Raw genomic sequence first — 23,690 nt, 5'->3', positions numbered from 1 at the left:
GGGCGGGTGTCACACGCCGATCAGGCCGGCGGCGGTGAAGCCGCCATCCACGCTGATGGTCTGGCCGGTGACATAGGAGGACTTCTCGGGGTCGAGCAGGAAGGCGATGGTGCCCGCCATTTCCTTGGGCTGCGCATAGCGATTGAGCGGCACGCGCGCGGTCCATGCGGCACGGGCCTGTTCGGTATGGACCGCCTGCACCAGCGGGGTATCCACCGGCCCCGGCGCGATGGCGTTCACACGGATGCCGAGCGCCGCGAACTCCACCGCGAGGATCTTGGTGAGCACGACCACCGCACCCTTGGACGAGCCGTAGGCGGCGCGGCCGAGATTGCCCTGGATGCCAGACACGGACGCGATGTTGACGATGGAGCCGGCGCTGCGCGCCTGCATCACCTTCGCCGCCTCACGCGCCACGAGAAATGTGCCGATGACATTCACGTCGAGGATCTTGCGGAAGATGTCGGCAGAGGTGTCCAGCGCCGGGATGTCGCGGGCGATGCCGGCGGAGTTCACAACACCCCACAGCGGCCCGAACCCGCTTTCGGTCTCGGCGACGAGCTTCACCACCTGCGCCTCGTCCGAGATGTCCGCCTGAACCACCCGCACGGCATCGCCATGGCCGGCGAGCGCGGCCCGCGCCTTCTCGACGCTCTCGGGCACGAGGTCGGCGGCGACGACGCGCCAGCCCTCGGCCAGAAGCTCTTCCACCACGGCGAGGCCGATGCCGGAGGCACCACCCGTCACGATCACGCTTCCCGGTCTCGACACGGCGTTTCTCCCTAAGGGTGTCTCTGTGAAGTTTCGGCTCAGATGAGCCCGCGCTCGGCCAGGGCCTCGCGCACCATCTTCTTGGTGATCTTGCCGTAGGCGGACTTCGGCAGGGCATCCCAGAAATGCACGCGCCGGGGCAGCTTGTAGCGGGCGACCTTCCCGTCGAGGAAGGCGATCAGTTCCTCCTCGCTTACTGCATGGCCTTCGCGCGGCACGCAGACGGCGACGCCCACCTCGCCCCACATGGCGTCCGGCACGCCGAGGATGGCCACCTCCGCGATGGCGGGATGAGTGAGCACCTTTTCCTCCACCTCGCGCGGATAGACGTTGGAGCCGCCCGAAATGTACATGTCGGAGGCGCGCCCGGTGATGTAGACGAAGCCCTCATTGTCCATGTGGCCGAGGTCGCCGGTCCGGAACCAGCCATTGCGGAACGCCTTCGCATTGGCTTCGGGATTGTCGTAATAGCCAGCCAGCACCGCCGGGCCGCAGACGCAGATCTCGCCGGTCTCGAAGGGAGCGACCTCGCCGCCCGCATCGTCCTGGATCTGGACCTGCATGCCGGTGCGCTCGAAGCCGCAGGTGCCGAGCTTCACATGCGGGCCGTCCTCGGGATCATGCAGATAGGGCGGCAGGACGGTGATGTTGCCCGTCACCTCGCCGAGGCCGAAATACTGCACCAGCACCTTGCCGAGCTTCCTCAGCGCGAACTTCTGGTCCTCCCGGTACATGGGCGCGCCGGCATAGATCACGTAGCGCAGGGAGGAGTGGTCGAACTGGTCCGCCGAGGGGTGCTCGGTGAGCAGCTTGGTGATGGTGGGCACGGTGAACATGTTGGTCACCCGCCAGTCCTCCACCAGCCGCCACGCCTCGGCGGCATCGAAGCGCTCGGAGGGCATGAGGATGGTCTTCACCCCGCGCGCCACCTGCACCAGTTGGTGCACGCCCGCGCCGTGGGAGAGCGGCGCAACCACGAGGGAGGCGTCCTGCTCGGTGGTGCCCGGCATCAGGTCGCAGAGGTGGTTGGTGATGACAAAGGCCATCTGGCCGTGGGTCAGCACCGCCGCCTTGGGGCGTCCGGTGGTGCCGGAGGTGAAGAAGAACCAGCAGGGGTCGTCATGCTCCACGTCCGCCACGGGCACCTTTTCACCGAGGCGGGCGGCGACGATCTCGCCATAGTCGGCGCCGAAGGGGGCGGCGCCGATGGCGATGACCTCGCGGATCGCCGGCGCCTCCGCGCGCACCGCTTCCACATGCTCCGGGAAATCGCGGTGGCAGATCATCACGCTCGCGCCCGAGGCTGAGGCGAGATAGGCGACCTCCCCGGGTGTCTGGCGGTAGTTGGTGGGCACCCACACCGCGCCGAGCCGGAAGGCGGCGAACATGCTCTCGAACATCTCAAGGCAGTTCTTCGACTGCACGAGGATGCGGTCACCCTTGACGACGCCGCGTGCCGCCAGCTCCGCCGCCATCGCGTCCACGCGCGCATCCATCTCAACCCACGTCACGGTGCGCGCGCCCTCCACGAAGGCGATATGGGCCGGTAGCCGACGCGCCGCCTGGCGCAGGAAGTGGGAGAGGTTCATCACCCGTCGGCTGGTACGCGCGACGCCGCCGCGCGGGGCCTCGGCAACGGTCTGGGCAGGTGCGGACATTCGCTTCACTCCGGGATCGGAAACGGTCAGGGGGCCGGGCGGGCCATGGAACGGGCCGGGCGTTGCGGCGGACCACGCTCGCTGCCGCCGAGCTTCGCCTCCAGCGCGGCGGCTTCGCGCTGGAGCAGCGGCACCAGTTCCTTCTGCCGCTCCGCGCCGAGACGGCTCTCGATGGCGGCGAGCGACAAAGCCGCGAGGGGACGCCCGTCCGGACCGATCACCGGCACGCCGATGCCCCACGAGCCGGCGACATAGAGGCCGGGATTGAGCGCATACCCGCGCGCGCGGGTATCGCCCATGGCGCGTCGCAGCAGATCGGGGGAATAGCCGGGATAGCCCGCGAGCGCCGCAGCATTCGCCTCGACGATCCGTGCCGCCTCGGACTCAGGGAGCGCGGCGAGGATGGCCAGCCCGCCGGCGCCGATGCCGAGGGGATGCCGGTCGCCGGCCTGCAGCACATGGGTGCGGATGGGCCAGGTGCCCTCCTCGCGGTGCAGGCACACGGAGAACGTCCCACGCGGCACGGAGAGAAAGGCGCAGTCGCCGCTCTGGCGGGCGATGCGGGAGAGGCCGTCGAGGGCGAGGGCATGGATGCCGAAGCGCGGGGCGGCCAGCGTGCCGAGCACATAGGCCTCGGGCCCCACATGATAGCGGCGGGTCGCCTCGTCCTGGTCCACCAGCCCGGCGCGCACCAACGCCAGCAAGACGCGCCGCACGGTGGGCTTGGACAGGCCGGAACTGGCCACGAGATCGGCGAGACGGGCGCCCTCCGCCCCGGCGCGACCCACCAGCATCAGCAGCGCCACCGCGCGCTCGATGCTCTGGGTGCCGCCGGTCGCCTCGGGCGCGGCGTCGGGGCTGGCGCCCGACGCATGCTGCGGCCCGGTCGTTCCGGCGGCGGGCGCCTTCAATCCCCCTGCCACGCGCGCTCCCTCGATCCAGAATATGGACCTGATTTATCTGGCGAATTGGGACTGCCGCCGCGCGGCATCCGAAGGGACCATAATCTGCTTGCGAAATAGCCACAAGCGGGCCAGCATGGGCGGCGGGAAAAGAGGTCCATATATTGGACCCATGGAAACCAGTCGGGCCGGGCCGGAGCCAGTCGGGGCGCCGCGCGAAACGGCCGCAAGGAGGAACACCGATGACGCTGACCCGCCGCACCCTCATCAAGGCGAGCGCTGCCACGGCGCTGACCGGCGCGATCGCCCCGGCCCTGTTCGCCCCCACCGTCGCGCGGGCGCAGAGCGCCGAATTCGCCTACAAATACGCCAACAACCTGCCTGTCACGCATCCCATGAACGTGCGCGCGCAGGAGATGGCAGCGAAGATCAAGGCCGAGACCAAGGGCCGGGTCGAGATCAGCATCTTCCCCTCCAGCCAGCTCGGCGGCGACACCGACATGCTGAGCCAGATCCGCTCGGGCGCCATCGAGTTCTTCACGCTGTCGCCGCTGATCCTCTCGACGCTGGTGCCCAACGCCTCCATCAGCGGCATCGGCTTCGCCTTCCCGGACTACGCCACCGTCTGGAAGGCCATGGATGGCGACCTCGGCACCTATGTGCGCGGGCAGATTGCCAAGGCCGGCATCGTCGCCATGGACAAGATCTGGGACAACGGCTTCCGCCAGATCACCACCTCCACCAAGCCCATCGAGACGGCGGCCGACCTCAAGGGCCTGAAGATCCGCGTGCCGGTCTCCCCGCTGTGGACCTCCATGTTCAAGGCGTTCGACAGCGCGCCCGCCTCGCTCAACTTCGCCGAGGTCTACACCGCGCTGCAGACGCGGGCGGTGGACGCGCAGGAAAACCCGCTCGCCATCATCGCCACGGCGAAGCTCTATGAGGTGCAGAAATACTGCTCCCTCACCAACCACATGTGGGACGGCTTCTGGTTCCTCGCCAACCGTCGCGCGTTCGAGAAGCTGCCCGAAGACCTGCGCGCCATCGTGGCGAAGAACATCAACGACGCCGGCCTCAAGCAGCGCGACGACGTGTTCGCCCTCAACAATTCCCTGCGCAAGGAGCTGGCGGAGAAGGGCCTCGCCTTCAACGAGCCGAAGGTGGACAGCTTCCGCGACCAACTGCGCAAGGCCGGCTTCTACGCCGAGTGGAAGGGCAAGTATGGCGACGAAGCCTGGGCCACGCTGGAGAAGTACACCGGCCAGCTCTCCTGAGTCCCGAACCCGCTGAGATCGATAGGGGCGGCCTCGTCAGGCCGCCCCTTTTCGTTCAGGGCGCCAGCTGCACGACGATGCCCTCATTGGGCCGCAGATCGATGGCGTCGCCCACCCGTTCCTCCGCCCGATCGCAGAAGGTCGAGAGCAGGAGGCGACCCCCACCCACCGCTCCCGGTAGCGTTGCCGACAGCGGATCGCCGCCGAGATTCAGCGCCACCAGCATCGCCTCCCCCTCCCCCTGCCTGAGATAGGCGACGAGATCGCCCACCGCCGCCACGGGCGACCACAAGCCCACGGACAACGCCGGGTGCGCCCGTCGCAGGGCCAGCAGCGCGCGGGTCAGCGTGAGCATTGAGGCCGCCTGCCCCTGCTCCCGCTTCACGTTCACCTCGGTGAAATCGTCCGCCAAAGGCAGCCACGGCTCCACCGTGGAGAAGCCGGCGAAGGGGCCGTCGTCCCACTGCATGGGCGTGCGGGCGCCGTCGCGGCCGAGGCCGAGGCCGGGGACATTCTTCTCGAAGGGGTCCTGCACCCGCTCGGGCGGGATGGACACCTGCGACATGCCGATCTCGTCGCCGTAATAGAGCGTCGGCGTGCCCCGGAGCGTCAGCAGCAGCATGGCCGCCACCCGGGCCTGATCCGGCCCCAGCCTGCCAACCACACGGGGGCGATCATGGTTGGAGAGCACCCAGTTGGGCCAGCCGCCCTCCGGGATGGCGGCTTCATAGGCGGCGATCAGCGGCGCCAGTTCCGCGGCGTTCCACGGCGCCGCCAGCAGCGTGAAGTTGAACGGCAGATGCACGCCACGCCCGTCCTCGCCGTAATAGGCGGCGATGCGGTGGAGCGGCAGATAGGCCTCGCCGATCAGCACCCGGTCGCCGTCATAGGAATCGGCGAGGTCGCGGAAGCCGGCGATCACGTCCATCACCTCCGGCCGGTCGCCGGTGTAGATGTGCGTGAGAGCGGAATGGGGGTTCATGCCTTCGCGGAAATCCGGGTTGGCCGGATTGTCCCTAAACTCCGCATCCTTGATGACGTGCCAGAGCGCATCGATGCGGAAGCCGTCCACACCCCGGTCCATCCAGAAGCGCAGGGCGTCGTGCATGGCTTTCACCACGTCCGGATTGCGCCAGTTGAGGTCCGGCTGCTCCTTCAGGAAGGCGTGGTAGTAATACTGGCCGCTGGCCTCGTCATATTCCCAGCCGCTGCCGCCGAATTCCGAAAGCCAGTTGTTGGGCGGGCCGCCATCCGGGCCGGGATCGCGCCAGATGTACCAGTCGCGCTTGGGGTCGTCCTTGGACGAGCGCGACGCCTTGAACCACGGATGCTCCTGCGAGGAGTGGTTGGGCACGAAATCGAGGATGATCTTCAGCCCCCGCGCATGGGCTTCCTCAACCAGCCGGTCGAAGTCATCGAGCGTCCCGAACAGGGGATGGATGGCGGTGTAATCGGCCACGTCATAGCCGAAATCGGCCATGGGCGAGGGATAGATGGGGGAGATCCAGATGGCATCGACGCCAAGGTCGGCGAGATAGGGAAGCCGGGAGATGATGCCCGGAATGTCGCCCACCCCGTCGCCGTTCGAATCCTGAAACGAGCGGGGATAGATCTGGTAGACCACGCCGGACTGCCACCACACAGGCCCGGTCTTCAGCCGCTCGCGTTCCTGCTCCGCCAGTTCCTGCTCCGCCATCGGCGCCTTCTCCCGCTCTGCCGGAGCACTCTGGCGCTCCGGCTCAGATTGGAGAAGTACGGCCGGCCCGGTTCGGTTTCATGACCGGGCGCAGGCCGGGGTGCCACAGAGCCGATCGACTCAGGCCGCGCGGCAGCGGTCGATGGCCCAGCGCACCAGCTTGCGCACGTCCGGGTCGGGATCGTCATAGACGGCTTCGAGCGCGGGCACGGCGGCGGGATCGGCGATCTCGCCCAGCGCCGCGGCGGCCTCCTTGCGGACGTTGGACAACTGGTCGCCCAGCGCTTCGGCAACAACGGGCACGGCGGCGCGGGCCTTCAGCTTGCCGAGCGCGTTCACGGCCTTGGCCTTGACCTGCCAGGCGTCGTCATTGGCGGCGACGATCAGGGGGGCCACCGCCTCCTGGATCTTGGCCTTGCCGATGGAATAGGCGGCTTCCTCACGCACCTGCCAGTGGCCGTCCTTGAGCCCGGCGATGAGCGCGGGCACGCCCGCCGTGCCGCTCTTCACGAACACGAGGGCCGCCATCACCGCCCGTCGCACTGCCGCTTCCGGGTCGGTGGCGGCGAGCAGCAGCGCGGGGAGCGCGGCATCCGCCTTCAGATAGCCGAGAACGCCCAGCGCCTCGCGCCGCACGGCGATCTCCGGGTCGGTGAGGGCGGCAAGAGCCACCGGCATGGCCGAGGGGTCCTGCATGTCGCGCAGCGCCCGGAGCGCCGAGGCGCGGACGAAGGCCGAGCACGCACCGCCCGTCTCCTGTGCCCGCTCGATGAGGCGGGGGGCGGAGGCCGGCTCCTTCTTGTCGGCGAGGCTCTCGGCAGCCGCGAGGCGCACCGCCTCCTCCGCGTCGTCCAGGGCATCGATGAGGCCGAGGGCGGCCGGCAGGCCGGAATGCTCGTCCAGGGACTTGGCGGCGGCTTCCCGCACGCCGGCATCGGCGTCCTTCAGGCCGGCGAGCAGCAGGTCCACCGCGCCCGGGTCCACGCTCTCGGCGAGACCCAGCATGGCCACGCGGCGGATGCCGGCATCGGGGTCGCGGGCGCGATCCGCCACGGCGTCGAGATCGTCGTCGAAATCGTCGAAGATGGCCATGGCGCTCACCGCAGCAGATAGGGGATTTCGACCTTCACCGCGCCGGTGGGGCAATCCACCTCGCACGGCATGCAATACCAGCACTCGTCATACTTCATGTGCGCCTTGCCCGAGGCCGGGTTGATGGCGAGCACGTCGAGGGGGCACACGTCGATGCAGACGCGGCAGCCCTTCTCGGCGATGCACTTGTCGTCATCGACGGTCACGGGCACGGAGGTGGTGTGATTGGCGAAAGGCATGGGGCAGCTCCGGAATTCGGGGTGTGAGGCTCACTCAGCGGCGATGGCCGGCGTGCGCAGCTGGTGGTAGGCGCCCATCTCGTCCTCATCGATCTCGACGACATAGGGGTCCACCGCGCGCTTCTTGTGCGCCATGCGGCCCATCTCGTCCTTGTAGAGGAGGGTGTGGCAGAACCAGTTCTCGTTGTCGGTGGCGGGGTGATCGACGCGCCAGTGGTAGAGGCCCCACCGGCTCTCGGTGCGGTAGAGCGAGGCGGCGGCGGCCATGTCGGCGCAATCGAGGATGGATTGCAGCTCCAGCGCCCGCATCAATTCATGCGGATCCTTCACGCACAGGGCCGAAAGATCGTCGCGCACCTCGGCGAGCCGGGCCTGGCCGATCTTGTACTTGGCCGTCACCTTCGGCGGCTGGAGATAGTCGTTCACGAGGCGGCGGGCCTTGTACTCCATCTCGAAGGGAGTAAGTCCGTCATCGCGACGGGTGGGCGCCATCACGCGGGCCTGCTCGCAGGCCACGTCGGCGGCGTCATAGACGGGCAGATCGGTGGAGGCGCAATAGTCCGCCGCATCCTCACCCGCGATGCCGCCGTTCACGAAGGCACCGAGCATGTAATTGTGCGGCACGCTCGCCATGTCGCCGGCGGCATAGAGGCCGGGCACGGTGGTGCGGGCATTCTCGTCCACCCACACGCCCGAGGCCGAATGGCCGGAGCAGAAGCCGATCTCGGAGATGTGCATCTCCACCATCTTCTCGCGATAGTTGGTGCCCCGGTTCTCGTGGAACCGGCCGCGCGAGGGCCGCTCGTTGGAGTGGAGGATGGTCTCGATCTCGGAGATGGTCTCCTCGGCGAGGTGGGTCATGTTGAGGAAGACCGGGCCGTTGCCGCTCAGCAGCTCGCCGTAGAATTCCTTCATCATCTGGCCCGACCAGTAGTCGCACTCGATGAAGCGCTCACCCTTGTTGTTGGCGGTGTAGCCGCCGAACGGGCCGGTGACATAGGCGCAGGCCGGGCCGTTGTAATCCTTGATGAGCGGGTTGATCTGGTAGCACTCGAGGTTCGCGAGGCCCGCGCCGGCATGATAGGCCATGGCGTAGCCGTCGCCGCAGTTCGCGGGGTTCTCGTAGGTGCCGAAGAGATAGCCGGAGGCCGGCAGGCCAAGGCGGCCGGCGGCGCCGCAGGCCAGCACCACAGCCTTGGCGCGGATCACCAGGAACTCGCCGGTGCGGGTGTTCACCCCGATGGCACCGGCGACGCGGCCGTCCGTGCCGGTCAAGAGGCGGGTGGCCATGTAGCGGTTTGTCACCAGCACCTGATGCTTGCGCAGCTGGCGGTAGAGCGCCTTCTTGACGTGGTGGCCTTCCGGCATGGGCAGCACGTAGGTGCCCATGTGGTGGACCTTGCGGACATTGTATTCGCCGGAGCCGTCCTTCTCGAACTTCACGCCGATGGAATCCAGATACTGGATCATCGGGTAGGAGCCCGTCGCATAGGCCATCACCGCCTTCTGGTGGACGATGCCGTCATTGGCGACGGTGATCTCCTTCACATATTGCTCGGGGGTCGCGTAGCCGGGGATGACGGCGTTGTTCAGCCCGTCCATGCCCATGGAGACCGCGCCGGAGCGCTTCACATTGGCCTTCTCCATGAGGACCACCTTGAGGCCGGGATTCTTCTCCTTGGCCTTGATGGCCGCCATGGGGCCGCCGGTGCCGCCGCCGATGACGAGGATGTCGGTCTCGACGATCTCGGTCTTCATCTCGCTGTCGAACGCGCTCATGGGTTCATCTCCGGAAGATCGTTGGCGGCTTCCGCGGCCAGCGCCGCGAGATAGGCGAAGGGGTAGACCCCGCGCTTGTGGCCGTCGGAAAAGGTCAGGTTCAGGCCGTGCGCGCCGAACGGCTCCACGCCGGTGAGCGCCACGCCCGGGAAGGCTGAGGGAAAGCGGTCGCGGGCGCGGTCCGCCGTGCAGGCGGCGCAGCGGCAGGCGCTCCGCAGGCGCTCGGCCGAGAATTCCGCCCGCGTCCCGCCATAGGCGAGGGTCAGGCGGCGCCGGTCCCGGTCGAGGCGGACTTCCTCTACGGCAAAGGGGAGGGGTGCGGGGGCAGACGTCATCATGCCCCCGATTGGACATCGCGGCCCCTCCTGCCGATAGCAACTAGTTGCTGGCTGGAGCACTTCCAGGAAGCCGCTCCCCGCAGGCCCTGCCTGCGCTATGGTACCCGCCGAGGATCACGGGATGAGCTGAATGGATCAGGTGGACTGCATCGTGGCGGGCGCAGGCGTCGTGAGCCTCGCCATCGCCCGCGTGCTGGCGCTGGCGGGCCGGGAAGTGGTGCTGGTGGAGGCGGCGGACGCCATCGGCACCGGCACCTCCTCGCGCAATTCGGAGGTGATACACGCCGGCATCTATTACGAGCCCGGCAGCCTCAAAGCCGAGCTGTGCGTGCGCGGCAAGGAGATGCTCTACGCCTTCTGCGAAAGCCACGGGGTGGGCCACAGGCGCATCGGCAAGCTCATCGTCGCCGCGACGCCGGAGGAAGTCGCTTATCTCGAAAAGCTCGCCAGGACCGGGGCGGCCAACGGCGTCGATGATCTGACGATGCTGAGCGGGGCGGAGGCGCGGGCGCTGGAGCCGGCCCTTTCCGCCCATGCGGCGCTGCATTCGCCCTCCACCGGGATCGTGGACTCCCATGGCCTCATGCTTGCGCTGCTCGGGGATATGGAGGCGGCGGGCGGGATGCTCGCCCTCTCTTCGCCTGTTGTTGCCGCCGAGGCGGGGCTGGACGGCGTCGTGCTCACCACCGGCGGGCCGGAGCCCATGACGCTCGCCTGCCGGCTGTTCGTCAACGCCGTCGGGCTCGATGCCCCGGCGCTCGCCCGCGCCATCTCCGGCATGCCCGCCCATCTCGTGCCGCAGGAGACCATGGCCAAGGGCAACTACTTCACCTGCCTGCGCAAGGTGCCCTTCTCGCGCCTCATCTATCCAGTCCCGGAGGTTGGCGGCCTCGGCACGCACCTCACACTGGACCTCGGCGGGCAGGGGCGCTTCGGGCCGGATGTGGAGTGGGTCAGCACGCGGGACTACGTTGTCGATCCCACCCGCAAGGCCGCCATGATGGCCTCCATCCGCCGCTATTGGCCGGATGTGCGGGAGGAAGACCTGGCCCCGGGCTATTCCGGCATCCGGCCGAAGATCCCCGGCGTGGACGGCCGCGCGCCGGATTTCGTCATCCAGGGGCCAGCGGTGCATGGCGTTCCGGGGCTCGTGAACCTCTTCGGCATCGAATCGCCGGGGCTGACGAGCTGCCTCGCCATCGCGGAGCGGGTGGCGGAAGTGGTGGAGGGGTAGGGGCCACGAGAGCCTACCCTCTCCCTCAAAGTCGGCTGTTGCCGATTTCGACCTTTGCGAGCCCAACTCGGCAACAGCCGAGTTGGGGCGGGAGAGGGGCCGGGGGTGAGGGGGATGCCGGGGCAAAGACCAGCCATCGGGGCAAAAGGCGCCACCCCCCTCACCCCAACCCTCGCCCGCAAGGGGAGAGGGAGTCGCCCACGTCCGCACGCCAGACGGCCGTCGCCGCCAAACAAAAAGGGCAGCGGCCGGAACCGCTGCCCTCTTCAAAACCCGGTCGCGGATGGCCCTCAGGCCATCTCGCTTTCCTTCTTGCGCTCCTCGCGCTTGCGGTCGTTGGGATCGAGCAGGCGCTTGCGCAGGCGGATGGACTTGGGGGTCACTTCCACCAGCTCGTCGTCCTGGATCCAGGCCAGCGCGCGCTCCAGCGTCATGCGGATCGGCGGGGTAAGGCGCACCGCCTCGTCCTTGGAGGTGGTGCGGATGTTGGTGAGCTGCTTGCCCTTCAGCACGTTCACTTCCAGGTCGTTGTCCCGGTTGTGAACGCCGATGAGCATGCCCTGGTACACCTTCCAGCCGGGCTCGATCATCATCGGGCCGCGGTCCTCGAGGTTCCACAGGGCGTAGGCCACCGCCTCGCCCGCCGCATTTGCGATGAGCACGCCGTTGGTGCGGCCGGCGATCTCGCCGCGATAGGGCGCGTACTCGTGGAACAGCCGGTTCATGATGGCCGTGCCGCGGGTGTCGGTGAGCAGCTCCGACTGGTAGCCGATGAGGCCGCGGGTGGGGGCGTAGAAGACGAGGCGCTGGCGATTGCCGCCGGAGGGGCGCATCTCGATCATCTCGGCGCGGCGCTCGCTCATCTTCTGGACGACGGTGCCGGAATATTCCTCATCCACGTCGATCAGCACTTCCTCGATGGGCTCGAGGGTCTGGCCGGTGGCCTCGTCCTTCTGGAACACCACGCGGGGACGCGACACGGCGAGCTCGAAGCCCTCGCGGCGCATGGTCTCGATCAGCACGGCGAGCTGAAGTTCGCCACGGCCGGAGACGAAGAAGGAGTCCTTCTCGGTGGATTCCTCGATCTTCAGCGCCACATTGCCTTCCGCCTCGCGGAACAGGCGGTCGCGGATGACGCGGCTGGTCACCTTGTCGCCCTCGGTGCCGGCGAGGGGCGAATCGTTCACGATGAACGACATGGTGACGGTGGGCGGATCGATGGGCTGGGCTTCCATCGCCTCGGTCACTTCGAGCGCGCAGAAGGTGTCGGCCACCGTGCCCTTGGAGAGACCGGCGATAGCGACGATGTCGCCCTGCACGCCTTCCTCGATGGGCTGGCGCTCGATGCCGCGGAAGGCGAGGATCTTGGAGACGCGGCCCTGCTCCACCAGAGAGCCGTCCTGCGCCAGCACCTTGATGGCCTGGTTCGGCTTGATGGAGCCGGAGGTGATGCGGCCGGTGATCATGCGGCCGAGGAAGGGGTTGGCCTCCAGCAGCGTGCCGATCATGCGGAAGGGGCCGTCGTCCACGGTGGGCTCGGGCACGTGCTTCAGCACCAGATCGAACAGGGGCGCCATGCCCTGGTCCATGGGGCCTTCCGGGCTGTCGGCCATCCAGCCGCTGCGGCCGGAGCCGTAGAGGATGGGGAAGTCGAGCTGGTCGTCGGTAGCGTCGAGGGCCGCGAACAGGTCGAACACCTCGTTGATGACCTCTGTCGGCCGGGCGTCGGAGCGGTCCACCTTGTTGATCGCGACGATCGGCTTCAGGCCGATCTTCAGCGCCTTGCCGACCACGAACTTGGTCTGCGGCATGGGGCCTTCCGCGGCGTCCACCAGCACGATGGCACCGTCCACCATGTTCAGGATGCGCTCCACCTCGCCGCCGAAATCGGCGTGGCCGGGGGTGTCGACGATGTTGATGCGCGTGTCCTTCCAGACCACCGAGGTGGCCTTGGCAAGGATGGTGATACCGCGCTCCTTTTCGAGGTCGTTCGAATCCATCACGCGCTCGGCGACCCGCTGGTTCTCGCGGTAGGACCCCGACTGCTTCAGCAGCTCGTCCACCAGCGTGGTCTTGCCGTGGTCGACGTGGGCGATAATGGCGATGTTCCGCAGCTTCATGGGCCGTCCAGCACGAAAACGCGGGTCCGAATGGCTCGGGCCCGCCGGGAAAGGGGTATTTTGCGGCGCAAAATACACACAAACCGCGCAAGATCAATGCGCCGGCACCGCGACCCTGTCACCCTACCTCCTTGCGTGGCTTCCACCACCCGCCGCGCCAAGGCGTGGCGGGTGCGCGCCGCCACCCCTTGCTGTCGCGACCGGACTGGTCCATCAGGCAGGTTCTGGGACCTACCCACGAAACGGGGAAATCGATGGGGACGTGGATGGACGGGGCGTTCATTTCGGGTCTTCTGGTGAGCGTCATCACCATCGCGATCCAGGCCATGGCCACCCTCTGCGTCATCAAGATGGTGCGTTACGCCGCGCGCCACGTCAGTGGGCGGCGCAAGATCGAGGCCCTCGTCGTGGTCATGGCCGCCGCGGGTACGCTCCTCACGGTCTTTCACCTGCTGGAGGTGCTGGTGTGGGCGCAGCTTTATGCGATCACGGGAGCGACCGAGATCGACAACGTCTATTATTTCGCCTTCGTCAATTTCACGACACTGGGCTACGGCGACCTCATCCCGGCCCGGCCCTGGCGCATCCTCGGGCCTATGACGGCGGCCAACGGCATGCTCCTGTTCGGCTGGTCCACGGCCGTGCTGTTCGCCGTGCTGTCGCGGGCCATCACCCAGTTGCACATCAAGTAGGCCTCCGGCTTTCCCGCGTTTGAGGTAAGGCCGTCCCGCCCGGCCTGCGCTATAGTGGTGCATCGCGAGGGGCGCGCAGCGGACGATGACACCAGGAGCAACGCAGCAGACGGCACCGGACCCCGGGGCTCCGGACAAGATCGCGCAGCTTGTGTCTGCGGCCGCGCAGGCAATGGCGCGCCACCCCTATTTCGCGGCGTTTCCCATGGCGGAACTCAGCGCTCTTATCGCCGGTGGCGAATGGATGCATGTCGCAGCCGGAACGCGCCTGCTGCGGCGGGGCGATGTCGGCACCTTCGCGCTTCTGGTGTTCGAGGGCACGGCCGTCGTCACCATCGACACCCCCTACGAGCACGTCCAGTTGGCACAGCTTGAGGCACCGGCCGTGATCGGCGAGATCGCCGCCTTCACCGGCGTCGCCCGCACCGCCCATGTGGACGCCCTCACCCCCATCCGCGCGGTGCGCCTTTCGGCTGAAGCGCTCGAAGCGGCCGGGCTAGTGCATCCCGATCTCCTGTCCGCGGTGATGCGCCAGTTCGGCCGCCGCTTCGAGACGTTCAACCAGGTCTTCGGCTTCTATGCCAACGCGCTCAACGCGCTGGAGCGGCGCGAGTTCGACCTCGCGTTGCTCGACGACCTGCGCAATCCACTCCCCGAGATGGTGGATTTCTCCCACTCCTTCCGCCGGCTCGCCGAGGCCATCATGAGCCGGGCGGCGGAGCGGCGCGAGATGGCGAACGCCGCCGCCATCCAGCGCGCCATGCTGCCCCCGCCCCTGCGGCCGGACGTGCTGGACGGCAAGGCGGATATCTTCGCCGCCATGCGCCCAGCCAAGGACGTGGGCGGCGATTTCTACGATTACTTCATCATCGACGGCCGCCGGCTTGTGGTGACGCTGGGGGACGTGGCTGGAAAGGGGACGCCGGCAGCCCTCTTCATGAGCGCCACCCAGACCGCGCTGCGCATGGTGCTCCGGAGCGAGCCGGACCTCGCCGTCGCGGTGGCGCGGGTGAACGACCTGCTCTGCGCCACCAATGGCGAGGACATGTTCGTCACCCTGTTCTGCGGTGTCATCGACCTCGACACCGGCATCCTCACCTACTGCAATTGCGGCCATACCGACTGCATGATCCTGCGCGCGGACGGCGCGGTGGAGCGCCCCGTGGCCACGGGGCCGGCACTCGCCATGATGGAAGGCGCCCGGACCCGTGCCGAGACCGTCGCGCTCGCGCCTGGCGATCGGCTGTTTCTGTTCTCGGATGGGCTCACCGATGCGTTCGATCCCGCCGAGGAAGCCTTCGGCGAAGCACGGCTGGAGACCGCAGCCCAGGCAGCCCTCGCGGCCGCGCCCGACCTTGCGGCCGAAGCCTTCCTGTCCGGCATCTTCGACACCGTGATCCGCTGGGCCGATACCGCGCCGCAGTTCGACGACATGACCGCGCTGGCGGTGACGCTCGGCCCGCGCTGATCCTCGCGGTGCGCGGAACCCCGTCGCCCCGCCGGTGTTGCCCGAAGGGGCGAGCAAGCGGAGAACCGCCATGGCCGACAAGAACAGCACCCACCTCTCACAGGGCGAGAGCCTGCCGGCCCGTACACCGCTGGAGCTGGACATCGCCGCCGCCGCCCATCGCAAGCTGCTGGTGCTGGTGCTGCAGCTGATGGCGCGGGACGACACCCTGCGAACGGCTCTGGTGGAGGCCATCAGCCAGAAGCTCACGTTTCATGATGCCCACGAGGACGCGGGCCTGGAAGCCGACGCCGCCTTCGCCTTCGAGCGGCGTGTGGACGAGGAGTTCCGGCGCATCCTGTCCGACGTGGAAGCCGTGCTCGGTGAGGAAATGCGCTCGCCGGTAGCCTGAGGGCGCCGCCAGCCGATCAGTCCCAGGCCATCGCAAAGGCTGCGAACCCGCACGCGCTTTACTCTACGTCAAGCAGTGACCCCCGGCATCAGTCGATCCTGATCTTGCAGTGCCGCATGTCACGATAGTGCCATTTGGCACTATTGCCGGAGACATGGCCCGGCGCGTTAGACTTATCCCAATAAGAAAACGACCGGGAACAGACAAGCAAGCTCTTCATCGAGAAGCGACAGTATCGGTGTGCGCACCCGTGCGCGCAGAGCCTTCTGCTTGTCTTTTTCGGCGAAGAGATCCGGTCGTCACACACCTGCCTTCCGGATTATTTACGGGGAGTCGAGATGACGCACGAAACGCTGGGTGTCAGCAAATACGATATTCTTTTCGAGCCCATCAAGATCGGGCCGAAAACACTTCGGAACCGCTTCTACCAGGTGCCGCACTGCATCGGTGCCGGCTCCGACAAGCCCGGCTTCCAGGCCGCGCACCGCTCGCTGAAGGCCGAAGGCGGCTGGGCGGCCCTGAACACCGAATACTGCTCCATCCACCCGGAATCCGACGACACGCACCGCGTTTCCGCCCGCATCTGGGACGAGGGCGACGTGCGCAACCTCGCCGCGATGACCTCGGAAATCCATAAGTACGGCGCCCTTGCCGGTGTCGAGCTGTGGTACGGCGGCGCCCACGCCCCGTGCATGGAGACCCGCCAGACCGCGCGCGGCCCGAGCCAGTATGCCTCCGAGTTCGAATCCCTCACCTATTGCCACGAGATGGACCACGACGACATCCGTCGTGTGCAGGGCTTCTACGTGGAAGCGGCGCGCCGCGCCCGCGATGCCGGCTTCGACATCATCTATTGCTACGGCGCGCACTCCTATCTGCCGCTGCAGTTCCTCTCCAAATATTACAACAAGCGCACCGACAAGTACGGCGGCAGCTTCGAGAACCGCGCCCGCTTCTGGATCGAGACCCTGGAGCAGATGAAGGCGGCCGTGGGCTCCGAATGCGCCATCGCCACCCGCTTCGCCGTCGATACGCTGATCGGCGAGGACGGCATCGAGGTGGAGCGCGACGGCCTCAAGTTCGTCGAGCTGGCCGACGATCTCGTGGACCTGTGGGACGTGAACGTGGGCGACATCGCCGAGTGGGGCGAGGATGCCGGTCCCTCCCGCTTCTACCGTCAGGGCCACCAGCTCTCCTGGCAGAAGTTCGTGAAGCAGGCATCGAAGAAGGTCGTGCTGGGCGTCGGCCGCTTCACCGATCCGGAGAAGATGGTCGAGGTGATCCGCAACGGCGAGCTGGACGTGATCGGCGCCGCGCGGCCCTCCATCGCCGACCCCTTCCTGCCGGAGAAGATCCGCGACGGGCGGCTCGACGACATCCGCACCTGCATCGGCTGCAACGTCTGCATCTCCCGCTGGGAGATCGGCGGCCCGCCCATGATCTGCACCCAGAACGCCACCGCCGGCGAGGAATTCCGCCGCGGCTGGCATCCCGAGCGCTTCCCCAAGAAGGGTTCGGACGATGCCATCCTGGTGGTGGGGGCCGGCCCCTCCGGTTCCGAGTGCGCCCGCGTGCTCATGGAGCGCGGCTATGTGGTCCATCTCGTGGACAGCGCCGAGAAGATCGGCGGCTATGTGAACGAAGTGGCCACCCTCCCCGGCCTCGGCGAGTGGAGCTATCACCGCGACTATCGTGAAGTGCAGCTGAACAAGCTGGTGAAGCGCAACCGCGACAGCCAGATCGCCCTCGGCGGCAAGAAGCTCTCGGTGGAAGACGTGCTCTCCTACGGCGCCGACAAGGTCGTCGTCGCCACCGGCGCCCGTTGGGTCACCGACGGCACCAACTGCCTCACCCACGCGCCCATTCCGGGCCTGGAGGGCACGCCGCGCGCCAATGTGCTCACGCCGGAAGACGTGATCCTCGGCACCAAGCCCATCGGCAAGCGGGTGATGATCCTCAATGCCGACCCCTATTACATGGCGCCGAGCCTCGCGCAGAAACTGGCGGAGGCGGGGCATCAGGTGACGGTGGCGTCGGGCGTGGAACTCGGCCGCTACATGCACTTCACCCTTGAAGCGCCGAACATGCACCGCATGCTGCACGAGCTGCACATCAACGTGCTCTCCAGCACCTGGGCGAGCCGCGTGGAAGACGGCCGGATCGAGCTCTACAACCTCTGGGGCGACGGGCATAAGCGCGTCTATACCGGCCCCGGCAAGATGCCGCGCAGCGCCAACACCACCCACGCCTGGCACGAGTACGACACCCTCGTGCTGGTCACCGCCCGCCGCTCCGAGGATGCCCTGTTCCGGGCCCTCAAGGCGCGCTCCGGCGAGTGGGATGCCCGCGGCATCAAGGGCGTGTACGTGATCGGCGACGCCTGGGCGCCCAAGCTCATCGCCGACGCCACCTTCGACGGGCAGCGCCTGGCCCGCGAGATCGAGGAGGCGAACCCGCAGGAGCCCAAGCCCTACCGGCGCGAGGCCGCCGTCTACGGCGCGCCCTACCAGCCGGGCGGCTCTTACGAGATCCGCTACCAGGGCTAGTTCCCCTCGTCCTGGTCAGAGCGGGCGGGGCGCGGCAGATCACGCGCCCCGCATGCCCGCCGTCGTCGGGGTCCAATCCCTCGGCCGGAACGGGCATTTGCACGAACGCAATCAAGAAAAAGATCAGAGGGCGAAGAGCACATGATTCCGAGCGGCATCGACCCATCCAAGGTCACGCGCATCCTGTTCCAGGACTTTTCGCCCTGGATGCTCGCGATCTTCTATGTCTATGCCATCGGCTGCATGGCGGCGTTCGCCTGGGGCGTCTACGCCCAGGTTCACAAGTATCGCGCCGGACGCCGGGGCGCGCGCCTCGCCTGGGGCGACATCGGCCGCAGGCTGCTCGACACAGCGAAGACCATCGCCTCCCATCGCACGCTGCGCCGGCGCGACACCGCGGCCGGGCGGCTCCATGCCTTCATCTTCTATGGCTTCGCACTGCTGTTCATCGGCACCGCCACCATCACGTTGCAGGAAGACATTCTCGGCCCGCTCATCGGCCTTAAATTCTGGCACGGCCCCTTCTATTTGCTGTTCAAGCTCACGATGACCCTGGCCGGCACCGGCTTCATCTGCGGCCTCCTCTACATGATGTGGCGGCGCGGCTGGCTGAAGCCGCCGAAGCTCGATTATGCGCGGCCCGACCGCACGCCGCAGGATGCCGACTTCTCCCGCGAGCGCTACCGCATCGAGGACTGGGCGTTTCTCTGGACCCTGCTGCTCATCGGCGTCACCGGCTTCCTGCTCTCCGGCGCGCGCATGGTGTGGCTCCAGAACGATCCCGCGGTGTGGGACACGCGCTGGTGGGCCCCGGTCGGCGCGTCCATCGCCGCCGGGCTGAAGGCGGTGGGCTTCACCAGCGCCGGCGCAGGCGCCCTACGCATGGGGCTGTGGTGGCTGCACGGCGTGCTGGCGCTCACATTCATCGCGCTCATCCCCTACACCAAGGCGAAGCACATCTTCACCGCCGCCGCTTCCTGGCTGCTGCGCAATCCCGAGGCGATCCGCCATCTGCCGCTCGGCGATCTCGATGCCGCGCGCATCGGCTATCGCGAGCTGGGCGACGTTGCGAGCCGCTATCTCGTCCAGGCGGACGCCTGCACCAAGTGCGGCCGCTGCCACGAGGCCTGCCCGGCGCGGGCTGCCGGCTATCCGCTCTCCCCGCGCGACGTGGTTCTGACGCTGCGCGAGCAGGCCAACACCCATCTCGGCGAGGTGCTGCCGAAGCCCCGCGCCGCCGGCTGCGCCACGCCACTCATCGGTCTCGCCACCGGCGAATACCGGCCGGAGACCCTGTGGTCCTGCCGCCAGTGCGGCGCCTGCACGGAGATCTGCCCGGTGGGGGTGGAGCACGTGCCGCTCATCAACATGCTCCGCCGCACTTTGGTGGACGAAGGCGAGATGGACCCGGCGCTCCAGCGTACCCTCGGGGCGGTGAACAAGACCGGCAATTGCTTCAACGAAAGCCGCCGCAAGCGCCCCAACTGGACCAAGGACCTGCCGTTCAAGATCAAGGACGCGCGCAAGGAGCCGGTGGATGTGCTGTGGTTCGTGGGGGACTATGCGAGCTTCGACCCGCGCAACCAGAAGGTCAGCCGCGCCTTCGCCCGCATCCTGCATTCCGCGGGCATCGACTTCGGCATCCTCTACGAAGGCGAGACCACGGCCGGCAACGACGTGCGCCGCGTGGGCGAGGAGGGGCTGTTCCAGCAGCTCGCCGAAGGCAACATCTCGACGCTTCAGGATTGCAGCTTCAACCGCATCGTCACCACCGATCCGCACTCCTTCAACACGCTGAAGAACGAATATCCCGACCTCGGCGGCACCTATGACGTCAGCCACGCCAGCGCCTTCCTGAAGGAGCTGATGGCGGACGGGCGCATCACCCCCGCCCGGAAGCTCGACTTCACCGTCACCTATCACGACCCCTGCCACCTCGGCCGCCTCAACAAGGGCTATGACGCCCCGCGCGAGGTGCTCGCGGCCACCGGCGTGACGCTGGTGGAGATGGGGAAGAGCCGGGACAATTCCTTCTGCTGCGGCGGTGGCGGCGGGCGGGTGTGGGTGCCCGACCCGCCCGGCACCACGAAAGTGGGCGAGATCCGCGCGCGGGAAGCCGCCGAGATCCATGGCCTCGACGCTCTGGTGGTCAACTGCCCCAAGTGCATGACCATGCTCGAGGACGCGGTGAAGACCACCGGCAACGAACGCAACTTCCGGGTGCTGGAACTGACCGAGCTTCTCGCCGAGGCGCTGGAGCCCGAGGAGCCCGCCCTCCTCCCCGCCCCCGCCGAGGTCGGCTGAGCGATGGGTGCGCCCGGCAACATGGCCGCGCTGACGGGTGCGCTGATCGCCCGGGGCGACGCCTATCTGGCACTGCCGGCCTATGGGGCGGAGGGCGCTGAGTGGGCGCAGGCGGCGCTGGCGCGGCTGCTGCTCTCGGACGCGCGACTGAAGCTGGTGTTTGCCGCCCTGCCCTTCGCGCCGCCGGCTTTCCTCGCCCTCCTCGCCGGCGAGGATCGGCCCGCCATCCTCCAGCGCATCCTGCGCAACCCTGCCGCGTCGGGCGCGACGCTGCTGCGCATCGCCCGGCAGATGGATGATGCAGCGACGCGCGCGGCGCTGGCGGCCCATGCCAACACACCGGCCATCGCTCTGATCGGCCTCGCCATGCATTCGGAGGCGCCCGTGCGCGCCGCACTGCTGCGCAATGCCGGAACGCCGGCTGTCGCCCTCCATGCCCTGCTGGACCACGCGGATGCCGCGGAGCGCGCCGCACTCGCCCGCCATCCACAGGCGGACGGTGACCTGCTGCGCACCCTCCTTGCCGGCGGCGATGCCATCATCCGCACCGAGGCGGTGGCTCACCCCCATTGTCCGCTCACGCAGGTGGCCGATGCGTGCGTCGATGCCGATGCAGCCATCCGCCGCCGGGCAGCCACCAATCCCGTTCTGCCGCCGAGCCTCAGGCAGGCGCTGATGGGCGATCCCGATCCGGCCGTGCGGGCGGAGGCCCTGCGCGGCCATGCGGAGGGCCAGGGGGTTTCGCTGGCGGGCGACACCGACGTGCGGGTGCGCCGCGCCCAGGCCCGCCATGTGACCCTGCCGGAGGATCTGGCAGAGGCGCTTTCTCGCGACGGCGACGTGTGGGTGCGCGTCTGGATCGCCCGCAATCCGGCTTTGCCGGCGGCTCTCATGCACCGGCTCGGCGTTGATGCCGAGGCGCGGGTGCGCCATGCCGCCGGCCGCAATCCGGCCTGCCCCGCCGACGTGCTCGCGACCCTCGCCCGCGACAGCGACGAATGGGTGCGTGCCGCCGTCGCCTGCCGTCCCGACCTACCGGCCGAGCCCCTGCGCGCCCTCGAACGGGAAGACGGGGAGGATGTGGCCTCCGCCGTCGCCCGCAATCCGCAGACGCGGGAAGCCGCGCTCCGCCGCCTCGCCCGGCACGGGCAGGCGGACGTGCGGCGCGCGGTGGCGCTCAATCCGGTTGCGCCCGCAGCCGCCCTGCGCCTGCTGCTGGACGATCCTTATCCCCTCAACCGCGCTTTCGCCGTGCGCCATCCGAACCTTCCGGTCGCGGATGCCTGGAGCTCAGCCGACGACGGCGCGCCGCAGGTGCGCTTCGCGGTGGGCAAGCGCGCCGCCACCCACGCAGCGGCCGCCGGGCGCGCCGCATGCAGGCACCTCGAAACCTTCCCACAGCCGTGAGGACACCCATGAAGATACTCGTGCCGGTGAAACGCGTCGCCTCGCTTGATGACGAGTTCGAGCTCAACGACGATGGCCGCGACGTCGATCCCGATTTCTGCGAGTTCGACCTCAACGAATTCGACGAATACGCGCTGGAAGCGGCGGTCCAGATCAAGGAAGCCGCGCCCGAGGGCACGGTCGAGGTGGTGGTGCTGACCATCGGCCCCGACGATGCCGACGACGTGCTGCGCAAGGCCCTCGCCAAGGGTGCCGACCGCGCCATCCGCGTGGACGATGCCGGCCTCGAAGAGGCGGACCGCGTGGCCATCGCCCGCGTCATCGCCCAGGTGGCGGAGAACGAGGAGCCCGGCCTCGTGCTGTGCGGCGCGCAATCCGCCGACCAGGGCCACGCCCAGACAGGTATGTCGGTCGCGGCGCTGCTCGGCTGGGCGCGCACGGCGGTGGTGTCGAAGCTCGACTTCACGCCGGGCGCCGCCACCGCTCAGGTGGAGCGCGAGCTGGAAGGCGGGCTCGTGGAGCGCATCGAGGTCGAGACGCCCGCGGTGCTCACCATCCAGCTCGGCATCAACACGCCGCGCTATGCCTCCCTGCGCTCCATCAAGCAGGCCAACGCCAAGCCCATCGAGTGCCTGACGCCCCAAGACATCGGCCTTGCCGCTGCCGAGATCGGCGGCGCTGGCGCGCTCAGCCGGGTGCGGCGCGTGTTCGTGCCCGAGCGCGGGCGCGGCGAGATCATCGCGGGCACCCCCTCCCAGCAGGCGGCCCGTCTTCTTGAGATCATTTCGGAGGTGAACGGCTGATGTCCGGCATTCTCATCCTGGCCGAGCACCGGCGCGGCACCCTGCGCGATGCCACTCTGGAGGCCATCGGCGCCGCCGGTACGCTCAAGGCCGTCCTCGGCGGTCCCGTCACAGTCCTCGTCATCGCGGCCGATCCCGCCCCGCTCGCCAAGGCGGTCAGCGTGGGCGCGGTGGACGAGGTCATCACCGTCGCCCGCCCCGATGCGGCGACCTACGAACCGCATGTCTACGAGGCGGTGCTGCGCAGCGTGATCGCCCAGCGCTTGCCCGCGCTGGTGCTGATGTCGCACAGCGTGGACAGCTTCTCCCTCGCGCCCGCCGTCGCCATCGGCGAGGGCCTCGGCTTTGCCACCGACGTGTTCGGTGTCGCGGTCGAGGACGGCGAGGTGGTGGCGACGCGTGCCGGCTACAACGAGAAGGTCTTCGTGGAGATCGACTTTCCCGGCCGCACCGGCGTGCTCCTCACCCTGCGCGGCGGCGCCTTCGCGCCGGAGACGGCGCCGGCCAGCCCGGCCGTGTCCGCCCTTGAGGCGGGCGATGGCAAGGCGCGCAGCAAGCACCTCGACTGGCGTGATCCGCCGGCCTCCGGCGGCATCGACATTCCCGGCTCGCCCTTCATCCTCTCCATCGGCCGCGGGGTCGGGGACGAGGCAAACGTGGCGCAGTTCCTGGAGCTGGCGGACGGCCTCGGCGCGACGCTCGGCTGCTCGCGGCCCATCGCCGACAACGGCTGGCTGCCCAAGGCGCGGCAGGTGGGCCAGTCCGGCCAGCTGGCGGCCAAGTGCAACCTCTACATTGCCATGGGCATCTCCGGCTCCGTGCAGCACCAGTGGGGCATGAAGCACGTGGAGACCATCGTGGCGATCAACAAGGACCCCGAGGCCTCCATCTTCACCATCGCCCGCTACGGCATCGTCGGCGACATGCTGGAGATCGCCGAGGAACTGCGGAAGCAGAAGGGCATCCAGTAGAGCAC

The 23,690-nt window shown here is 68.2% G+C and carries 19 protein-coding genes; 10 read left to right on the top strand and 9 right to left on the bottom strand.

Going from position 1 to position 23,690, the window contains the following annotated elements; all coding sequences use genetic code 11:
* Positions 1–9: 9 nt before the first annotated feature.
* From J2126_RS15850 to J2126_RS15840, 3 genes are read right to left on the bottom strand one after another with little or no spacing between them, the layout of a single operon-like run.
* Positions 10–771 carry an SDR family NAD(P)-dependent oxidoreductase gene (locus J2126_RS15850; protein WP_209487864.1) on the bottom strand — a complete coding sequence of 254 codons (762 nt, stop codon included), beginning with the start codon at positions 769–771 and terminating at the stop codon, positions 10–12.
* Positions 772–809: 38 nt separating this feature from the next.
* Positions 810–2,429, bottom strand: coding sequence for an acyl-CoA synthetase (locus J2126_RS15845; RefSeq protein WP_209487863.1), 1,620 nt, complete (start codon positions 2,427–2,429; stop codon positions 810–812).
* A gap of 26 nt (positions 2,430–2,455) precedes the next feature.
* Positions 2,456–3,352 carry an IclR family transcriptional regulator gene (locus tag J2126_RS15840; protein ID WP_348634315.1) on the bottom strand — a complete coding sequence of 299 codons (897 nt, stop codon included), beginning with the start codon at positions 3,350–3,352 and terminating at the stop codon, positions 2,456–2,458.
* Between the two features lie 221 nt (positions 3,353–3,573).
* Here J2126_RS15840 and J2126_RS15835 point away from each other — a divergent pair, with 221 nt between their 5' ends.
* The gene (locus J2126_RS15835) at positions 3,574–4,605 is read left to right on the top strand and encodes a TRAP transporter substrate-binding protein (protein WP_209487862.1); all 1,032 of its coding nucleotides are present in this window, start codon (positions 3,574–3,576) and stop codon (positions 4,603–4,605) included.
* Between the two features lie 55 nt (positions 4,606–4,660).
* Here the strand turns inward: J2126_RS15835 and J2126_RS15830 are convergent, their stop codons facing one another.
* From J2126_RS15830 to J2126_RS15810, 5 genes are all read right to left on the bottom strand, one after another.
* Positions 4,661–6,301: an alpha-amylase family glycosyl hydrolase gene (locus tag J2126_RS15830; protein ID WP_209487861.1), complete on the bottom strand. Its 1,641-nt coding sequence runs from the start codon at positions 6,299–6,301 to the stop codon at positions 4,661–4,663.
* A 120-nt stretch (positions 6,302–6,421) separates the two neighbouring features.
* Positions 6,422–7,393 carry a HEAT repeat domain-containing protein gene (locus tag J2126_RS15825; RefSeq protein ID WP_209487860.1) on the bottom strand — a complete coding sequence of 324 codons (972 nt, stop codon included), beginning with the start codon at positions 7,391–7,393 and terminating at the stop codon, positions 6,422–6,424.
* A 5-nt stretch (positions 7,394–7,398) separates the two neighbouring features.
* Positions 7,399–7,632: a 4Fe-4S dicluster domain-containing protein gene (locus J2126_RS15820; protein WP_024277657.1), complete on the bottom strand. Its 234-nt coding sequence runs from the start codon at positions 7,630–7,632 to the stop codon at positions 7,399–7,401.
* Positions 7,633–7,662: 30 nt separating this feature from the next.
* On the bottom strand, positions 7,663–9,411 hold the full coding sequence (locus J2126_RS15815; protein ID WP_209487859.1) for a fumarate reductase/succinate dehydrogenase flavoprotein subunit: 1,749 nt from the start codon (positions 9,409–9,411) through the stop codon (positions 7,663–7,665).
* Positions 9,408–9,746, bottom strand: coding sequence for a DUF971 domain-containing protein (locus tag J2126_RS15810; protein ID WP_209487858.1), 339 nt, complete (start codon positions 9,744–9,746; stop codon positions 9,408–9,410). Before J2126_RS15810 ends, J2126_RS15815 begins: the two co-directional genes overlap by 4 nt.
* Positions 9,747–9,879: 133 nt before the next feature.
* On the opposite strand from J2126_RS15810, the gene J2126_RS15805 reads away from it, so the two are divergent.
* Positions 9,880–10,983, top strand: coding sequence for an NAD(P)/FAD-dependent oxidoreductase (locus J2126_RS15805; protein ID WP_209487857.1), 1,104 nt, complete (start codon positions 9,880–9,882; stop codon positions 10,981–10,983).
* Between the two features lie 290 nt (positions 10,984–11,273).
* On the opposite strand, the gene typA is transcribed toward J2126_RS15805, so the two are convergent.
* Positions 11,274–13,103 (bottom strand): translational GTPase TypA, encoded by a 1,830-nt coding sequence (gene typA, locus J2126_RS15800; protein ID WP_209487856.1) that lies wholly within the window; start codon positions 13,101–13,103, stop codon positions 11,274–11,276.
* A 266-nt stretch (positions 13,104–13,369) separates the two neighbouring features.
* On the opposite strand from typA, the gene J2126_RS15795 reads away from it, so the two are divergent.
* The 8 genes from J2126_RS15795 (at position 13,370) to J2126_RS15760 (ending at position 23,685) form a co-directional block, all read left to right on the top strand.
* Entirely contained in the window at positions 13,370–13,795 is a 426-nt protein-coding gene (locus J2126_RS15795; RefSeq protein ID WP_245327366.1) for a potassium channel family protein, read from the top strand.
* Between the two features lie 172 nt (positions 13,796–13,967).
* Positions 13,968–15,263: a PP2C family protein-serine/threonine phosphatase gene (locus J2126_RS15790; protein ID WP_209487854.1), complete on the top strand. Its 1,296-nt coding sequence runs from the start codon at positions 13,968–13,970 to the stop codon at positions 15,261–15,263.
* 70 nt (positions 15,264–15,333) lie between these two features.
* Positions 15,334–15,654 (top strand): hypothetical protein, encoded by a 321-nt coding sequence (locus tag J2126_RS15785; RefSeq protein WP_209487853.1) that lies wholly within the window; start codon positions 15,334–15,336, stop codon positions 15,652–15,654.
* 338 nt (positions 15,655–15,992) lie between these two features.
* Positions 15,993–18,200, top strand: a complete 2,208-nt coding sequence (locus J2126_RS15780) for an FAD-dependent oxidoreductase (protein ID WP_209487852.1) — start codon at positions 15,993–15,995, stop codon at positions 18,198–18,200.
* A gap of 141 nt (positions 18,201–18,341) precedes the next feature.
* The gene (locus tag J2126_RS15775) at positions 18,342–20,504 is read left to right on the top strand and encodes a heterodisulfide reductase-related iron-sulfur binding cluster (protein WP_209487851.1); all 2,163 of its coding nucleotides are present in this window, start codon (positions 18,342–18,344) and stop codon (positions 20,502–20,504) included.
* Positions 20,505–20,507: 3 nt separating this feature from the next.
* A complete protein-coding gene (locus tag J2126_RS15770) occupies positions 20,508–21,911 on the top strand; it encodes a hypothetical protein (RefSeq protein ID WP_209487850.1) in 1,404 nt (467 codons plus the stop codon).
* Between the two features lie 8 nt (positions 21,912–21,919).
* Positions 21,920–22,714: an electron transfer flavoprotein subunit beta/FixA family protein gene (locus tag J2126_RS15765; protein WP_209487849.1), complete on the top strand. Its 795-nt coding sequence runs from the start codon at positions 21,920–21,922 to the stop codon at positions 22,712–22,714.
* Positions 22,714–23,685: an electron transfer flavoprotein subunit alpha/FixB family protein gene (locus J2126_RS15760; RefSeq protein ID WP_209487848.1), complete on the top strand. Its 972-nt coding sequence runs from the start codon at positions 22,714–22,716 to the stop codon at positions 23,683–23,685. The genes J2126_RS15765 and J2126_RS15760 overlap by 1 nt, the downstream gene beginning before the upstream one ends.
* Positions 23,686–23,690 lie beyond the last annotated feature (5 nt).

The sequence above is a fragment of the Xanthobacter flavus genome (assembly GCF_017875275.1).
GTDB lineage: Bacteria > Pseudomonadota > Alphaproteobacteria > Rhizobiales > Xanthobacteraceae > Xanthobacter > Xanthobacter flavus_A.
The sequence above is the reverse complement of the archived record's forward strand: the minus strand, read 5'-3'. Positions and strand labels throughout refer to the sequence as shown.